This is a genomic window from Flavobacterium franklandianum, assembly GCF_007097365.1.
Classification (GTDB): domain Bacteria; phylum Bacteroidota; class Bacteroidia; order Flavobacteriales; family Flavobacteriaceae; genus Flavobacterium; species Flavobacterium franklandianum.
This window is the reverse complement of record NZ_VJZR01000005.1, coordinates 159,963-176,028: the sequence shown is the minus strand read 5'-3', so window position 1 is coordinate 176,028 and position 16,066 is coordinate 159,963. Positions and strand designations below refer to the sequence as shown.

Genomic DNA, 16,066 nt, shown 5'->3' with positions numbered 1-16,066 from the left:
AATAATTATTGCTGAAACTAGATTTTATTCTTTACAATAAATCCTTCTTAAAACGATTATAATAAGAACTTTTCTTGGTATCTTTGCAACCGTTATTTTACAATAGAATCAGTTTAAATAAATATAATTTTCCATTGGAAAATTTTAATTGGAAAGGAATCAAAAGATGAAATTAGATAGAAAAGAAATCCTTAAAGCTTTAGAAACCATTACGGTTGCCGGCGAAGGAAAAAATATGGTTGAAAGCGGTGCTATTGCGAATTTAGTGACCTTTGGCAACGAAGTTGTCATAGATTTAGTATTACACGTTCCAGCATTACACATTAGAAAACGTGCCGAAGACGATATCAAAAAAACCATTTTGGAGAAAGTTTCGTCAGATGCTCAAATTAAAATCAATGTCAAAGTTGAAGTTCCAGAAAAAAGTGGTGCTCCAGACAAATCGATTCCTGGAATCAAAAATATAATTGCCGTTGCTTCTGGAAAAGGAGGCGTAGGAAAATCTACAGTTACAGCAAATTTAGCAGTAACGTTGGCCAAAATGGGTTTTTCAGTAGGAATTCTTGATGCAGATATTTACGGACCATCAATGCCAATAATGTTTAATGTTGAAAGTGCTAAACCACTTTCAATAGAAGTAGATGGAAAATCAAAGATGAAACCAATCGAAAGTTACGATGTTAAAATACTTTCCATAGGGTTTTTTACACCTCCAAGTCAAGCTATTATTTGGCGCGGGCCAATGGCTTCAAAGGCACTAAACCAAATGATTTTTGATGCTGATTGGGGGGATTTAGATTTTTTGCTTATAGATTTACCTCCTGGAACTGGCGATATTCATCTTTCAATAGTTCAAGCTTTACCTATTACAGGAGTAGTTGTAGTTAGTACTCCACAAGCTGTAGCTCTTGCCGATGCAAGGAAAGGGGTTTCCATGTTTGTGTCTGAGGCCATAAATGTTCCCGTACTAGGAATAATAGAAAATATGGCTTATTTCACGCCAGAAGAGTTGCCTGACAATAAATATTATATCTTTGGAAAAGAAGGTGCGAAAAATCTTGCCGAAGATTTACAAGTTCCATTTTTAGGAGAAGTGCCAATAGTGCAGTCTATTCGCGAAGCAGGTGATTTTGGTCACCCAGCAGCCTTGCAAGAGGGTTCAGTTATACAAACTGTTTTTGAAGAAATTACCAGAAATGTAGTTCAAGAAGTAGTAATTAGAAACGAAAATTTACCTGCTACCGAAGCAGTTAAAATAACCACTATGGCTGGTTGTTCAACAAAAAAATAATCCAAATCTCGTCTCTACGGGTAATTAATACTATAAAAATGACTACAGAAGAATTAACAACAAATGTTTTAAAAGCGCTCGAAGAAGTTCGACCTTTTTTAAATTCTGATGGAGGAGACATTCAACTTGTTTCTATCGAAGATGGTAAGCACGTGACTGTTCGTCTTGAAGGTGCTTGTACTAATTGTAGTGTAAGCCATATGACCCTTAGAGCAGGTGTCGAAACTACAATCAAAAAATATGCTCCACAAATCGAAACCGTTGTCAATGTTGAATAAGATTTATGGATATTACAATTAAAATAAAAGATCGAAAAGGTCAAATCCACGAAGTCAAAGCTCCTACAGATATGTCATTAAATTTGATGCATGTTGTTCGTGCCTATGAGCTAGAACCAGTGGGAACAATTGGCGTGTGCGGCGGAGCGGCGATGTGTCATACGTGTCAATGTTACGCCTTGAATGATGTTGATCTACCCGAAAAAAGAGAAGCCGAATTAGCAACTCTTTCGAGATTACCCAATTTTAAAACTAATAGCCGTTTGAGTTGTCAAATTCCAGTTACTCCAGCATTGGAAGGTTTAGAAATAGAAATAGCACCATTGTTTTAGAAAAATCCTCAATTTTTTGAGAATCTTAGTTATTTATAGCCCATGAAGCTTTAGGGAATATGCGTTCTACAAAATAAGAATAAGCTAATTCCGAAGGATGTAAGCCATCTGTGGCAACCAGCAAAGGATTTGTTAAACCCTGTCTTGTAATATCTGTAATGGAGACAAATTCTATGTTTCTCTCTGTACAATATTTTTGTGCAAAAGCATTGTAATTGTCGATTTCAGCCGATATTATTGATGAATTTGAAGATTGCTTTCCGAAAGGAGTGAAGGCATAATCAGGAATAGAAACTACAATTACATTTGATTTGTCTCCTCTTGCTAGAGCAATAGCTTTATTTACTAATTCAGGAAATTCCGTTTCATATAACGAAAACGGTTTGTTTTGATATTGGTTATTAACCCCGATCAACAAGGAAACTAAATCATAATTCGAAGCAGGATTTTCGGTGTTTATTGCTGCGATTAAATTGGTAGTAGTCCATCCTGTTGTTGCAATAATTTTTGAAGTGTAGGTGTCATTTGGATTTAAATCTCCAAGTTTTTTTCGTAACTGTTCAGGAAATCTACAAGTTTCACATACGCTTTGGCCTATAGTGTAACTGTCTCCTAGAGCCAAATAATTGTACTGTCGAGGTAAATTTCCATCAACAATTGGCGGTGGTGAATTTACAGGAGTGGTTGCTGTTAATACATCACTATCAGAACAATTGTAAAACGCAAAAATTAATAAAAAACAAGCTATTATGAAAAATATTTTTTTCATTTCCAAATAGGTGTTAAATTTAAGTATTGCCAATTGTAATTTTAAAATGGTCTAATCCATTTTAAAATTTCACAATGGTTAATGCCCATAGAAAATACATAGAGTACAATTTATAGGACTCTTATATATTGCTAATCGGTATATCTATTTTATTAGGAACTATGCGAATTCAATCTTCATCACAATTTGTTCTTCGATGGCATCCCACAATCCAATTCGTTTTTCTAATGCTAAAATCGATATTTCTTCCACTTCCGTCCATTTTTGTTGATCCGTTCCGCAAAGTTCTGTTATCATTTTCATTGCCATCGGACCGTGTTCATCGGCATCTAATTCAATATGTCTTTCAAAATAATAAATTAGTTTGCTTAAATCAGTATCAGGAAAATTAACTTGAAAATTTTTCAATATAACTGTAAACATACTGGGTATTAAATCTTCTCTTCCAAAGGTGAAAGCCGCAGCGATTTCGTGTGATTTGCCTTGGTCAATAACTCTAAAAGTAAAGTCTAAAAAGGCTTTGATATTAGGATGAAGATTACTTTTTTTAATCGCTACAAATATATTGCGAATCGAATTTACCTCGGATAAAAAATGTTCAATACCAGTTGTATTTGCACGACTAGATTCCATGGCTTCAATATACATTTCATAATGACTTTGACGACGGCCATCCATCGTTAAATCAGATTCTTCAGCAAGAACAATTTCGTTTATCAAATACCTTGTTTCTGGGTTTTTTGTTGCAAACCATGGCGTGGTCGTACACGTTAATTTGGATTGTAATGCCTTTAATAGCGACATAAAATCCCAAACTGCATAAATGTGATTCTCTAAAAAACAGTTCAAATCGGCAATTGTTTTTACTTTGTTATACAATGAATGCTGTAATAACAGTTCTTTTTGAGGTTCAATTTTGTGGTTTATGGATGCAATATTCATAGATAAATTTTTTATTGTAAAAGTAAAAAAGCTTCCTGTTTCCAAGAAGCTTTTGCCATCGATTTTATGAATAGTTTAATAGTTGTTTACCGTTATTTGAATGCAGGAATTCCCGTAATATCCATTCCTGTAATCAATAGATGAATATCGTGGGTTCCTTCATACGTGATTACGGATTCTAAATTCATCATATGACGCATAATCGAATATTCTCCAGTTATTCCCATTCCGCCTAGCATTTGCCTAGCTTCACGAGCAATATGAATCGCCATATCTACATTATTTCTTTTGGCCATCGAGATTTGTGCTGTCGTGGCTTTGCCTTCATTTCTTAAAACTCCCAATCGCCAAGTGAGTAATTGTGCTTTTGTGATTTCGGTAATCATTTCAGCTAATTTCTTTTGTTGTAATTGTGTTCCGGCAATAGGTTTGTCAAATTGGATTCTTTCCTTGGCATAACGCAAAGCCGTATCATAACAATCCATTGCAGCGCCAATTGCTCCCCAAGCAATGCCATAACGTGCCGAATCTAAGCAACCAAGTGGTGCTCCAAGTCCCGATTTGTTTGGCAATAAATTTTCTTTTGGCACTTTTACATTATCAAAAATCAATTCTCCTGTTGCCGATGCACGAAGCGACCATTTATTATGCGTTTCGGGAGTTGTAAAACCTTGCATTCCGCGTTCTACAATCAATCCGTGAATTCTTCCTTTTTCGTCTTTTGCCCAAACGATGGCAATATCTGCAAAGGGTGCATTTGAAATCCACATTTTGGCACCATTCAAAAGATAATGGTCACCCATATCTTTAAAATTGGTAATCATACTTCCCGGATCGGAACCGTAATTGGGTTCGGTCAAGCCAAAGCAACCCATCCATTCCCCCGAAGCCAGTTTGGGTAAATATTTCATTCGTTGTTCCTCGTTTCCGTATTTCCAAATAGGATACATTACTAATGAAGATTGAACCGAAGCTGTAGATCGAACTCCTGAATCGCCTCTTTCGATTTCCTGCATAATCAAACCATACGAAATATGATCCAAACCTGCACCACCATATTCTTCTGGAATATAAGGACCAAATGCGCCAATATCAGCCAAACCTTTGATGATTTGCTTCGGAAATTCAGCTCGTTGAGCATAATCTTCTATGATTGGAGAGACTTCGCGCTTTACCCATTCACGCGCAGAATCACGCACTAATTTATGTTCGTCCGTCAGTAATTCGTCAACATTATAATAATCTGGAGCTTGAAATAAGTCTGGTTTCATAATTCGAAAGTTTATTTCACAAATCTACATAAAGAAATATAACAAAACAACGGCGTAAAGTTATATTTTAATAAAATCAAATACAATATTGAATTTAAAAGGTTGTTACATCTTCCGATAAAAATCTTTCGTCAATACGATGTATTCTGGAGTATAAATATGTCTTGCAGTTTCGATGATTAATTCATCAATAGGGAAGTTGGTAATTTCTTGCCTGCCGCCAGGCAAGGCATTTCGGCTAAAAACCAAAAGACTACGTTTGATTTCGGAGGTTGGAGTTACTTTTAAGCGAGTAATTTTTTAGAAATGTGTGTTTATAAAACAGTCTTATAAGTTAAAATTTTGTTTAAAAAACAAGAATTTTCCGAAAAACAGTTTTTTTTTTTTTTTTTAGATTTGAATCATTGTTTACATTTATGCTGTATTGATTGACAGGTAGTTGCAAACACTTCGAGACTTGGGAAGTGTAAATAAAACAGTGGGGCGGAACAAACTAACCTTAAAAATATGTTCCTAAAATTTTCGTCCTTAATGGCAGACAGTCTGCTAACGGAATAAATTATGATTATGAAAAAAATATTTTCAAGAATTCTTATTTTAGCATTATTGCTAAATACAAGTGTGTTTTTCGCAAATTCATTAGACTTTGGAAAAACTAGTATGAACCAGTTTTTAGATAATTATTATTCTAAAAGTTATAGTTTTGGAAAATCAATTGAAACTAAAGCTAATAATCAGAATATTATTGTGTCTGAACTATTAGACAAAACCAACGGTATAATTAATGGTTATGTAGCCGTTAATAAAGAAAACAATGAACTTTTATATTTTATAGATTATAAAAGAGAATCTCAAGAAATAAAAGCAATTGATTTTATAAACAACATTACAGACATTATTAGTCTAAAAAAAGATAATAAGTTTGAGATTTTTGTGGAAATCGACTTAATTAAAGAAATTGAAAAAGTTAATATTAGTTCTGCTTCTGCAATGAAGTTTTGGGGTACATCTTGTGGAGGAGGTTGGACAACCCCTACAGGAGAATGTTATAAGACTTGTTGCTACTATATCTTCTGGATGGAATCAGGTTGTGATGTCGTAGGTTGTTAAATAATAAATAACATTGATACTTGCATTAAAGGCAAGTATCAATGTTAATTCAAAATAAATATGAAATATATATATATATTATTCCTCGCATTTTTTTTCAATGCACAATCACAAAATATTCTAGTTTTAGACTCATTAAATCATAAGCCAATACCATTTGTAAATATTATTCTTAACAACAATAATAATGGTACTTACACTAATGAAAGTGGTTATTTTGAAGTTAACAAAAAATTAAAAGACACCTTATTTTTTTCTCATATTTCATATAACAGTATCCAAGTAAAAGCATCTGAAATAAAAGACACGATTATTCTGTCTCCCAATGCAATACTTCTCAAAGAGGTTAAAATATCGAATGGTAAGCAACAAACTAAATTCATTGATTTTCCTAAAAAAAACTCAAGCTATGGTAGTTGGCCAGTTACTTCAATGTCAGAAATAGTAACGTTAATAATACCTAATTTGCAAAATGAAGATTCAAAAATTAAAAAATTGGAATTTAACTTCGTAAAGAGAAAACTTGATGAATTTAAGAGTAATTTAAGAACTGCATTTAGAATAAATATTTATAGCTCAAAAAAGGGGGAAATTGACAGTAAAATTTATAGTAGTGATGCCTGTATCATAAATGCTTACAACAAAGAAAAGATTGAAATAGATCTAGGTAATGAAAATATCGAGCTTAATAAAAAAGGGATATTTATAGGAATAGAAGTAATTGGAGATATTGACGAAAATGGTAATTTAAGTAAAGAAATGGCTTCAATCAGACCAGTTTTAAGTGACAACTCAATAAATGATTATACAGCGACAACTTTTTTAAAATATATCTTTGATAAAAAGCAAAAACTTAAGCCACTAAATGAAATATTTTCGGAAAAAATATTTTCGAAAATTAGTAGAAATTTATCATTTGGAATGACAATTTCCAAATTAAATTAAAATTTTTACTGCAACAAAAAAGACTGTTTAAAAAATCAAATTCCACTTTTAGCCAAGAGACAGGAATTCAAAACTTAAAAAAAAACTATCTTAAATTAGTTGAAATTCTGTTTAAAGCAACGGTTGTGGCTTCCGAAAACTCGTAAAGATTCAACTCCATCAACCAAGAATTTTATTTATGAAAGCAGTGTGGTTGTAACCCCAAGATTTATTTTACTGAAAGCCACATCCTTATTTTAAAACTAAAAACAATAATTACATCTTCAAATAAAAATCTTTCGTCAATACGATGTATTCTGGAGTATAAATATGTCTTGCAGTTTCGATGATTAGCTCATCAATAGTTAAGTTAAGCTTTTTATTTCTGCCAAAAGCCAATAAACTTCGTTTGATTTCGGTAATTGGTGTTCCTTTTACGCGGGTAATTTTTATTGGATATAATTCATATTCATTGGCCAGAGCCAAGAAATTCTCTTCTTCTTTGAAAGGAATAATAACGGAGAAGATTCCGTTTTCAGAAAGTAATAAAGCTGCGGCTTCAATCAAATCCTCAAAAGGCATAGCGTCTTGAAAACGCGCCAAATCTCTTTGTTCATTATCGGATTTGTAATCTTCGCTATAAAAAGGCGGATTGGAAACAATTAAATCGTACTCGTCTTCGGGTTCTTCGACAAATTCGTCCAAGCCAGCGTGAAAACAAAACAATCGGTCGTTCCAAGGGGAATTTTCGAAATTGTCCGTGGCTTGTTCGTAAGCATCTTCTTCAATTTCTAAAGCATCGATTTGTTCTGCGGTACTTCTTTGTGCCAACATCAAAGCAATGATTCCGGTTCCGGTTCCAATGTCTAAAATGCTGTAAGGATTATTTTCAATAGGAGTCCAAGCGCCAAGCAAAACGCCATCGGTGCCAATTTTCATTGCCGTTCGATCTTGTTCAATACAAAATTGTTTGAATTGGAACATTAAACTGCTTTTACGGAAAAAATCTGCCATCTGAAATCTGCCATCTGAAATCTTTTAAAGGTACATTTCAATCAAGCCTTCTGGCAAATCCATTATAATTTTTTTGTTTTCTCGGTCAATTTTAACCAAGAAATGGTCAATCATTGGAATCAGAATTTCAGTATCTCCTTTGAGAACTTCAAAAAGCGGTTGAGCTGTGGTATCGTTGATAGATTGAATTTCTCCAACATACCCCAAACGTTTGTCTTCGACTTCAAAACCAATTACTTCGTGGAAATAGAATTTATTACCCGTAAGTTTAGGTAATAGTTGCAAAGGAAGATACAAATCATTTCCGAGTAAAGTATCAGCTTCTTCTTCGGTGTTTACATCTTCAAAACGAATTCTAAGAAAGTCATTTTTATGTAGTGAGCTAGTTTCAATAAAAAAAGGAACCAAGTGTTTGTTGCATTCAACAAACACTGATTCCAAGTTTTCGTATAACTCAGGTTCGTCCGTGTCTAAATAGGCAAGGACTTCCCCTTTGAAACTAAATTTTTTGGCGATTTTGCCTAAATAGAAACAATCTTCTTTACGCATTTTCGCCTTCTAAAATTATGCTTCTGGTGTTTTTTCAGTAGCAGGAGCTTCTTCTGTAACTTCTTCAGTAGCAGTTTCAACTTCAGCAACAGGAGTAGCTTCTTCAGTCACAATTACTTCTTCAATAACTGTTTCAACTTCATTAGCAGTTTCAACTTCAGTAGCAGGAGTTTCTTCAACTACAACTTCTTCAGCAGCAGCTTCCACTTCAGCAGCTTCTTCTTCAACAGCAGGAGTTGCAGCAGCAATAGCATCAGCTTCGGCTTGTGCAGCAGTAGCTAAACGTTTTGCATTTACATCTTGTTCCGCTTTGAAAGCTTTGGCTTTATCTGCAGCTTGCGCTTTTGTCAAACCTTCTTTTTTAGCATCAACTTTTCCTGATTTTGCTTCTAACCAAGCAGCTAATTTTGCATCAGCTTGTTCTTGAGTCAAAGCTCCTTTACGAATACCTCCATCAAGATGGTGTTTCAATAAAGCACCTTTGTAAGAAAGAATTGCTTTTGCGGTATCAGTTGGTTGAGCACCATTGTGCAACCATTTTACTGCGCTATCCAAGTTCAATTCGATAGTTGCAGGGTTTGTGTTTGGATTGTAAGTACCAATTTTTTCTAGGTATTTACCATCTCTTTTTGAGCGAGCATCTGCTGCTACAACCCAGTAAAAAGGTTTTTGTTTTTTACCGTGTCTTTGTAATCTAATTTTTACTGACATAATCTAATGATTAAATTTTGAGGTACTCGACCTCGATTAATTAAGGATGCAAAGATACACTTTTTATCAATAAATACTAATTCCATTTGTATTTTAATGATTGACACTGTATTATGTCGATTTTCTATATGAATTTCCAATTCTGTTTTCTTTTTTAAATCAAAATAATATACTTTTGTGGAGGTCAATGCCACAACTTATGAAATGAGCATAGCGAATTCCATTTTCAAATAAAAACCAAATAGTATCTTCGAATGAAAAAACAGTTTCTGTATTTATTTCTGTTCTTCGCTTTTATTTCATGTTCTACTGAGGTGAAGTTCAATAATCCTGCCTTTGAAGGTCAGAAGGATAACGTGTTTTGGAGAGCTGTTGATGCTAAAGCTTCACTTGGTTCTGGAGGTTCATTAATAATTGAAGCCTACACAAGAAACGAAATCGTAACTTTAAAAACTACTTCTACGACTGCTCAAACATATCCTCTTGGCACTAGTACTTCAAAAATGGCTACTTATGTTTTAAAGGATGCCAATGGTACAATCACTTTTTCGACAGGAATTGAAATAGGGAATGGAGAAATAGTAATTGAAGAATTTGATGCTGTAAATAATACGGTAACTGGAACCTTTAAATTTAATGCAGAGAATATTTATAATAATCCATTGGCTGGACCAATTTTGAATTTTCAATACGGACACTTTTATAAAATACCTGTTGGAGCTTTGGATTCAATCAATACAACTTCCACAGTAACTCCTTGATTTTTAATAAAAAAATCACAATTAAGCTAATGTGTAGTAGATTAGAAAAAAAATAATATTACATTTGTCGCAATTATACTAAATAAGTACATATGAATATTTTTGTTGGAAGCCTTCCGTTCAGTATTGAGGAAGCAGATTTAAGAGAGTCTTTCGAGGCTTACGGTGCAGTTGATTCTGTAAAAATTATTACTGATAAATTTACTGGAAGAAGTAAAGGATTCGGTTTTGTTGAAATGCCAAGTGATGAAGAAGCTCAAAAAGCAATTGATGAGTTAAACGGAGCGACTGTTCAAGGTCGTGCTATCGTAGTGAATAAGTCTGAGCCAAAACCAGAAGGCGAAAGAAGAAGTTTTAATAACAACAGTCGTGGTGGAGAATCACGCGGAGGTTATGGTGGTGGTGGAAACAGCCGTGGTGGAGAAAACCGTGGAGGTGGAGACAGAGGAAGATATTAATATTTTTTTCAATCATATAAAAAAAGGTGTCAATGTAAATTGACACCTTTTTTGTTTAGGGTAATTTGTTTCAAGTTTTTTTTGTTTCAAGTTTCAAGTTGCGCAACCTGAAACTTGAAACAAAATAAACTAAAGATTGGCAACCAACCAATCTCCAACTTCGCTAGTTGAATACGCTTTGGCTCCTTTTGCAACTAAATCTTCGGTAACAATTCCTTGTTCTAATGATTTGTTGACTACAGTTCTAATCGCTTCTGCTTCTTCTTTTAATCCGAAAGCATCTTCAAACATCATCGCTGCTGATAATACAGTTGCCAATGGATTAGCGATATTCAATCCGGTAGCTTGTGGATAAGATCCGTGGATTGGCTCATATAATGAAGTGTGTTCTCCCACAGAGGCTGATGGCATTAATCCCATTGAACCTGAAATTACAGATGCTTCATCCGTCAAAATATCGCCAAATAAGTTTTCCGTAATTAATACGTCATAAGAATTTGGCCATTGAACCAAACGCATCGCAACAGCATCAACAAATTCGTAAGAAACGGTCACTTCTGGATACTCTTTTTCCATAGCTTGAACGGTTTCTCTCCACAAACGAGATGTTTCCAAAACGTTGGCTTTGTCCACGCAACACAATTTTTTAGACCGTGTCATGGCCAATTCGAATCCTTTTTTCGCCAAACGTTGAACTTCAACTCTGGTGTAAGTACAAGTGTCGTACGCCGTTTCTCCACCGTCTTTTCTTCCTTTTTCACCAAAATAAATTCCCCCTGTTAATTCTCTCAGGAAAACTAAATCTGTTCCTTCGATACGCTCTCTTTTTAAAGGCGAATTGTCAATCAAAGACGGGAAAGTAAAGGTTGGTCTAACATTAGCAAACAAGCCCAATTTTTTACGCATCAACAATAATCCTTGCTCTGGTCTAACTGGTGCGCTTGGATCATTATCATATTTTGGATGTCCGATGGCTCCAAAAAGAACCGCATCGGCTTTCATGCAAATTTCGTGTGTTTCATCTGGATAAGGAACTCCTACGGCATCAATGGCGCAAGCTCCTGTCAATGCAGGTGTCCAAGTGATTTCGTGATTGAATTTTTTGGCAATAGCATCCGAAACTTTTACAGCTTCATTGATTACTTCTGGTCCGATTCCGTCTCCGGCTAAAAGGGCAATGTTAAATTTCATAATGGTTTGTATTTTTCCTCCCCCCAACCCCCTCTGAAAGAGGGGGAGACTGGATTGGATAGTGTTTATTGTTTATTTTTAAATTTTTACCTTCAAATAAAAAATGATTTGAAAATTCCCATAAATCATTATCGGAAACGAAAGGTCTTTAAATGTCCTTTAGTTACTAACTCTTCGGGGGTTGGGGGGATTCTATATTCAGCATTTTTTGAGTTGCTTTGATAGCAGCCACAGTTTGATCTGAATCTAATCCTCTGGTTTTGAATTCTTTTATGCCGTTGGTCCAAGTGATAATCGTTTCGCAAAGCGCATCCGAACTACTTCCAGGAGGAATTCGAACGGCATAATCAATCAGTTTTGGCAATGACATCTTTTTACTTTTATATATTTTGGTCAAAGCATTCATAAAGGCATCAAACTGTCCATCTCCTTGTGCGTTTTCTTCAATAATTTCACCATCAATTTTCAAACAAAGCGTTGTTGATGGTCGCATTCCTTTGGAGTGAACTAATACATAGGATTCAATAACGATTTTGTCTTCATAGGTTTGACTGTCCAAAACATCGGAAATGATATATGGCAAATCTTCTTTGGTAACCGTTTCTTTTTTGTCTCCTAATTCGATGATTCTTTGGGTAACCAATTTCAAATCTTCCTGATTGAGTTGCAATCCTAATTCCTGAAGATTTTTTTCGATATTAGCTTTTCCAGATGTTTTTCCTAAAGCATATTTTCGCTTTCTGCCAAAACGTTCCGGAAGTAAATCATTGAAATATAAATTGTTTTTGTTGTCGCCATCAGCATGAATACCAGCAGTTTGAGTAAACACATTGTCACCCACAATAGGTTTGTTGGCTGGAATTCTATAACCAGTAAAAGTTTCAACTAATTTACTCACTGAGTACAATGAAGATTCTTTGATATTGATTTTTATTTCTGGCAGAAAATCATTTATAACCGCAACAACACTTTCGATTGGAGCATTTCCAGCACGTTCGCCCATTCCATTTACGGTAACGTGCAAGCCGTTGATGCCTGCTTTTACAGCTTCCATAACATTAGCAACGCTTAAATCGTAATCATTATGGGCGTGAAAATCAAAATGGATGTTTGGATATCTTAACTTAATTTTCGATATGTATTCAAAAGTTTCAGAAGGGATTAAAACGCCTAAAGTATCGGGCAACAATATTCTTTTAACGGGTTGAGTTACCAAAAAATCCAAATATTGAAAAACATAGTCCGGGGAATTACGCATGCCGTTACTCCAATCTTCTAAATAAACATTAGTTGCAATTCCGTTTTCATTGGCTAATGCAATGGCTTTTGCTATTTCGGAAAAATGTTGTTCGGGTGTTTTTTTTAATTGATGGGTCAAATGATTTAGAGAACCTTTGGTCAATAAGTTTTGAACTTTGGCTCCCGCTTTTTTCATCCATTCAATGGAAAGTCCTCCGTCAACAAAGGTTAAAACTTCGATGCGGTCGTTATATCCTTTTGCTGATGCCCAAGCCATAATACCTTTTACACCTTGAAATTCGCCTTCGCTAACTCGTGCCGAAGCGATTTCTATTCTGTCAATATGTAATTCTTCGAGCAACAATTGGGCAATGGTTAATTTTTCTGCCGCAGAAAACGATACTCCCGAGGTTTGTTCCCCATCTCGAAGCGTCGTATCCATTATTTCAATTCTTCTTTTTTCCATTTTAAATTTGATGCTAAAGCAATTTTATATGAAGTATTGTGTGTTGTTCTTGTTTTCCAATATTGTTAAAAAATGTTCCACTACAGGAAACGGATCATAATAATGGTGAAGCAATTTTTTCCATTCTAAATAGTGTTCGGATTGTCTAAAACCAATGGTGTGGTCTTCCAATTTCTCCCAATCAACCAGTAAAATGTATTTATTTTCTTGTTCGATGCACTTTCTTAAACTATGACCTAAATACCCTTGAATTGAACTTATAAATTGACTAGCAATTTCAAAATCTTTTTCTTCTCCATTTTTTACAAATAGAATGGCAACTTCTAGAATCATAATTTGATATTCAAACCTTTGAGGTTTGGTTTTATTCTACTTAATTTTTTAATAAGTCAATTTATCGGCAAATTCCACAATCTCCTTTTTAATATTTTGCAAATAATCAATATCGTCAAAACCATTAACCATATTGTCTTTTTTGTATCCAGAGATATCAAATGATTCTTTTTGTCCGGTAGCCAATAAAGTAATGGTTTGTTCCGGCAAATTGATTTCCAATTGTGTATTTGGATCTGCTTCGATAGCTTTAAAAATAGTATCGGCAAACTCAGGACTAACTTGTACTGGTAAAACACCAATGTTCAAACAGTTTCCTTTGAAGATATCAGCAAAGAAACTAGAAACCACTGCGCGGAATCCGTAATCGTAAACCGCCCAAGCAGCGTGCTCTCTTGAAGAACCTGAACCGAAATTTTTTCCTCCAACAAGGATTTTTCCGCTGTATGTTTTGTCGTTTAATACGAAATCTGCTTTTGGAGTTTCGTCTCCGTTGTATCTCCAGTCACGGAAAAGATTGTCGCCAAATCCAACACGCTCTGTTGCTTTCAAGAAACGAGCTGGGATGATTTGATCGGTATCTACGTTTTCTATTGGTAGTGGCACTGCACTACTAGTAAGGATATTAAATTTATCGTATGCCATTTGATTTTTGATTTTTGATTAACGATTTCTGATTTTAGATTTAAAATAAAACAGTAAGCGTTAATATTTTTTTGTAAAATGTAAATTGAATTTTAAAATATTTTTTTGAAGATTAACGAAATCTGAATTCAGAAATCGTTAATCTTCAATCTGAAATATTAAAATAAATCTCTTGGGTCAGTTAATTTTCCAGTAACTGCTGCTGCTGCTGCCATAATTGGAGAAGCTAACAATGTTCTCGAACCTGGGCCTTGACGACCTTCGAAGTTTCTGTTTGATGTACTTACTGCATATTTTCCAGCAGGAACCTTATCGTCGTTCATTGCCAAACAAGCTGAACAACCTGGCTGACGTAATACGAAACCAGCTTCAGTAAGAATATCTAATAAACCTTCTTCTTTGATTTGTGCTTCAACAACGTGAGAACCTGGAACTAACCAAGCTGTTACGTTATCTGCTTTTTTTCTTCCTTTTACAATTTCTGTAAAAGCTCTAAAATCTTCAATACGACCATTGGTACAACTTCCTAAGAAAACGTAATCAATTGATTTTCCGATCATTACGTCATCTTCATTGAAGCCCATATAGGCTAAAGATTTTTTGTATGTTTCCTCGCCACCTTCTACTTGGTTGGCGTTTGGAATATGTTGAGATATACCAATGCCCATTCCAGGATTAGTACCATAAGTAATCATTGGTTCGATATCGGCAGCATCGATGTTTAATTCAGTATCGAAAACGGCATCAGCATCGGTTTTCAACGTTTTCCAATATTCCACTGCTTTTGTCCAAGCTTCTCCTTTTGGAGCGAATAATCTTCCTTCCAAGAAATCGAAAGTTTTTTGATCCGGAGCAATCATACCACCACGAGCACCCATTTCGATAGAAAGGTTACAAACAGTCATACGACCTTCCATAGACATTTCTTCAAAAATATTTCCAGCATATTCAGCAAAATATCCAGTTCCTCCAGAAGTAGTCAATTTAGAAATGATATACAAAGCCACATCTTTTGGACCAACACCTTTACTCAAAGTTCCGTTTACGTTGATACGCATTTTCTTTGGTTTTGGCTGCATAATACATTGAGTAGCCATAACCATTTCCACTTCAGAAGTTCCAATACCAAAAGCAATAGCTCCAAAAGCACCGTGAGTAGAAGTGTGAGAATCTCCACAAACGATAGTTGCGCCTGGTAAAGTAATTCCGTTTTCAGGACCTACTACGTGTACAATTCCATTTTTTATGTGACCTAATCCCCAGTGCGAAATGCCATATTCTGCTGCGTTATCTTCTAAAGCTTTCAATTGATTAGCCGATAATGCGTCAGCAACAGGTAAGTGTTGATTTATTGTTGGTGTGTTATGATCGGCAGTGGCAAAAGTGCGTTCTGGATACAAAACCTTGATTCCTCTTTCTTTTAAACCTAAAAAAGCAACTGGACTTGTAACTTCGTGAATGAAATGACGGTCAATAAAAAACACGTCTGGTCCATCTTCAATTTTACGTACTACGTGCGCATCCCATACTTTGTCAAATAATGTCTTACTCATTTTTAATATTTTTTTTAAGTGTATTTCTCTTTTTACAATTTTGGCATTAGCCCATAATTATAACAATAGCAGCAAATTTATAAAAAGAATTAAAAGTGTCAATTATACTATTACATTATATACGATACCCAAAGTCGTTTTACAAAGGATTGCCACTTCTGATATGTGTAATTGGGTTTGAAACCGTCTTTTAATTTTGACTTTAATTCTCTTTTTAATGCTGCTTTAT

The 16,066-nt window shown here is 34.7% G+C and carries 18 protein-coding genes and 1 pseudogene; 7 read left to right on the top strand and 12 right to left on the bottom strand.

The genetic code is table 11. The features are described from left to right. The first annotated feature begins 166 nt into the window (after window positions 1-166). From FNW17_RS08290 to FNW17_RS08280, 3 genes are read left to right on the top strand one after another with little or no spacing between them, the layout of a single operon-like run. The gene (locus FNW17_RS08290; protein ID WP_143389194.1) at window positions 167-1,291 is read left to right on the top strand and encodes an Mrp/NBP35 family ATP-binding protein; all 1,125 of its coding nucleotides are present in this window, start codon (window positions 167-169) and stop codon (window positions 1,289-1,291) included. A 38-nt stretch (window positions 1,292-1,329) separates the two neighbouring features. Continuing rightward, window positions 1,330-1,569 (top strand): NifU family protein, encoded by a 240-nt coding sequence (locus FNW17_RS08285; protein WP_143389195.1) that lies wholly within the window; start codon window positions 1,330-1,332, stop codon window positions 1,567-1,569. 5 nt (window positions 1,570-1,574) lie between these two features. After that, a complete protein-coding gene (locus FNW17_RS08280; protein ID WP_143389196.1) occupies window positions 1,575-1,901 on the top strand; it encodes a 2Fe-2S iron-sulfur cluster-binding family protein in 327 nt (108 codons plus the stop codon). Window positions 1,902-1,926: 25 nt separating this feature from the next. On the opposite strand, the gene FNW17_RS08275 is transcribed toward FNW17_RS08280, so the two are convergent. The 4 genes from FNW17_RS08275 to FNW17_RS08260 all read right to left on the bottom strand — a co-directional run bounded on the left by FNW17_RS08275 (window position 1,927) and on the right by FNW17_RS08260 (window position 5,132). Next, window positions 1,927-2,670: an SGNH/GDSL hydrolase family protein gene (locus tag FNW17_RS08275; protein WP_143389197.1), complete on the bottom strand. Its 744-nt coding sequence runs from the start codon at window positions 2,668-2,670 to the stop codon at window positions 1,927-1,929. Window positions 2,671-2,829: 159 nt separating this feature from the next. After that, window positions 2,830-3,612 carry a DUF3050 domain-containing protein gene (locus tag FNW17_RS08270; protein ID WP_143389198.1) on the bottom strand — a complete coding sequence of 261 codons (783 nt, stop codon included), beginning with the start codon at window positions 3,610-3,612 and terminating at the stop codon, window positions 2,830-2,832. Between the two features lie 92 nt (window positions 3,613-3,704). Continuing rightward, window positions 3,705-4,883: an acyl-CoA dehydrogenase family protein gene (locus FNW17_RS08265; RefSeq protein WP_143389199.1), complete on the bottom strand. Its 1,179-nt coding sequence runs from the start codon at window positions 4,881-4,883 to the stop codon at window positions 3,705-3,707. Window positions 4,884-4,988: 105 nt separating this feature from the next. Beyond that, window positions 4,989-5,132, bottom strand: a complete 144-nt coding sequence (locus FNW17_RS08260) for a hypothetical protein (protein ID WP_394344368.1) — start codon at window positions 5,130-5,132, stop codon at window positions 4,989-4,991. Between the two features lie 318 nt (window positions 5,133-5,450). Here FNW17_RS08260 and FNW17_RS08255 point away from each other — a divergent pair, with 318 nt between their 5' ends. Both FNW17_RS08255 and FNW17_RS08250 read left to right on the top strand, forming a co-directional pair. Then, the gene (locus FNW17_RS08255) at window positions 5,451-5,993 is read left to right on the top strand and encodes a hypothetical protein (protein ID WP_143389200.1); all 543 of its coding nucleotides are present in this window, start codon (window positions 5,451-5,453) and stop codon (window positions 5,991-5,993) included. A gap of 60 nt (window positions 5,994-6,053) precedes the next feature. After that, complete coding sequence (locus tag FNW17_RS08250; protein WP_143389201.1) at window positions 6,054-6,938, top strand: carboxypeptidase-like regulatory domain-containing protein; 885 nt, start codon at window positions 6,054-6,056, stop codon at window positions 6,936-6,938. A gap of 255 nt (window positions 6,939-7,193) precedes the next feature. Here the strand turns inward: FNW17_RS08250 and FNW17_RS08245 are convergent, their stop codons facing one another. The 3 genes and pseudogenes from FNW17_RS08245 to FNW17_RS08235 all read right to left on the bottom strand — a co-directional run. Then, window positions 7,194-7,901, bottom strand: coding sequence for a tRNA1(Val) (adenine(37)-N6)-methyltransferase (locus FNW17_RS08245; RefSeq protein WP_144071409.1), 708 nt, complete (start codon window positions 7,899-7,901; stop codon window positions 7,194-7,196). Window positions 7,902-7,955: 54 nt separating this feature from the next. Continuing rightward, complete coding sequence (rimM, locus tag FNW17_RS08240) at window positions 7,956-8,480, bottom strand: ribosome maturation factor RimM (RefSeq protein WP_144071408.1); 525 nt, start codon at window positions 8,478-8,480, stop codon at window positions 7,956-7,958. A gap of 162 nt (window positions 8,481-8,642) precedes the next feature. Then, window positions 8,643-9,191: pseudogene (locus tag FNW17_RS08235) on the bottom strand (30S ribosomal protein S16); the annotation flags it as partial. A 254-nt stretch (window positions 9,192-9,445) separates the two neighbouring features. On the opposite strand from FNW17_RS08235, the gene FNW17_RS08230 reads away from it, so the two are divergent. Together FNW17_RS08230 and FNW17_RS08225 are read left to right on the top strand one after the other, a co-directional pair. After that, window positions 9,446-9,952 carry a DUF6252 family protein gene (locus FNW17_RS08230; protein ID WP_144071406.1) on the top strand — a complete coding sequence of 169 codons (507 nt, stop codon included), beginning with the start codon at window positions 9,446-9,448 and terminating at the stop codon, window positions 9,950-9,952. Between the two features lie 92 nt (window positions 9,953-10,044). Further along, window positions 10,045-10,410, top strand: a complete 366-nt coding sequence (locus FNW17_RS08225) for an RNA recognition motif domain-containing protein (RefSeq protein ID WP_143389206.1) — start codon at window positions 10,045-10,047, stop codon at window positions 10,408-10,410. 129 nt (window positions 10,411-10,539) lie between these two features. Here FNW17_RS08225 and leuB read toward each other — a convergent pair whose 3' ends face one another. The 5 genes from leuB to leuC form a co-directional block, all read right to left on the bottom strand. Next, a complete protein-coding gene (gene leuB / locus FNW17_RS08220; RefSeq protein WP_144071405.1) occupies window positions 10,540-11,601 on the bottom strand; it encodes a 3-isopropylmalate dehydrogenase in 1,062 nt (353 codons plus the stop codon). A 166-nt stretch (window positions 11,602-11,767) separates the two neighbouring features. Further along, on the bottom strand, window positions 11,768-13,306 hold the full coding sequence (locus tag FNW17_RS08215; RefSeq protein ID WP_143389208.1) for an alpha-isopropylmalate synthase regulatory domain-containing protein: 1,539 nt from the start codon (window positions 13,304-13,306) through the stop codon (window positions 11,768-11,770). A gap of 24 nt (window positions 13,307-13,330) precedes the next feature. Next, window positions 13,331-13,639: an antibiotic biosynthesis monooxygenase family protein gene (locus tag FNW17_RS08210; RefSeq protein ID WP_143389209.1), complete on the bottom strand. Its 309-nt coding sequence runs from the start codon at window positions 13,637-13,639 to the stop codon at window positions 13,331-13,333. Between the two features lie 48 nt (window positions 13,640-13,687). Further along, window positions 13,688-14,284 (bottom strand): 3-isopropylmalate dehydratase small subunit, encoded by a 597-nt coding sequence (leuD, locus tag FNW17_RS08205; RefSeq protein WP_143389210.1) that lies wholly within the window; start codon window positions 14,282-14,284, stop codon window positions 13,688-13,690. Between the two features lie 158 nt (window positions 14,285-14,442). Then, the gene (gene leuC / locus FNW17_RS08200) at window positions 14,443-15,837 is read right to left on the bottom strand and encodes a 3-isopropylmalate dehydratase large subunit (protein WP_143389211.1); all 1,395 of its coding nucleotides are present in this window, start codon (window positions 15,835-15,837) and stop codon (window positions 14,443-14,445) included. Window positions 15,838-16,066 lie beyond the last annotated feature (229 nt).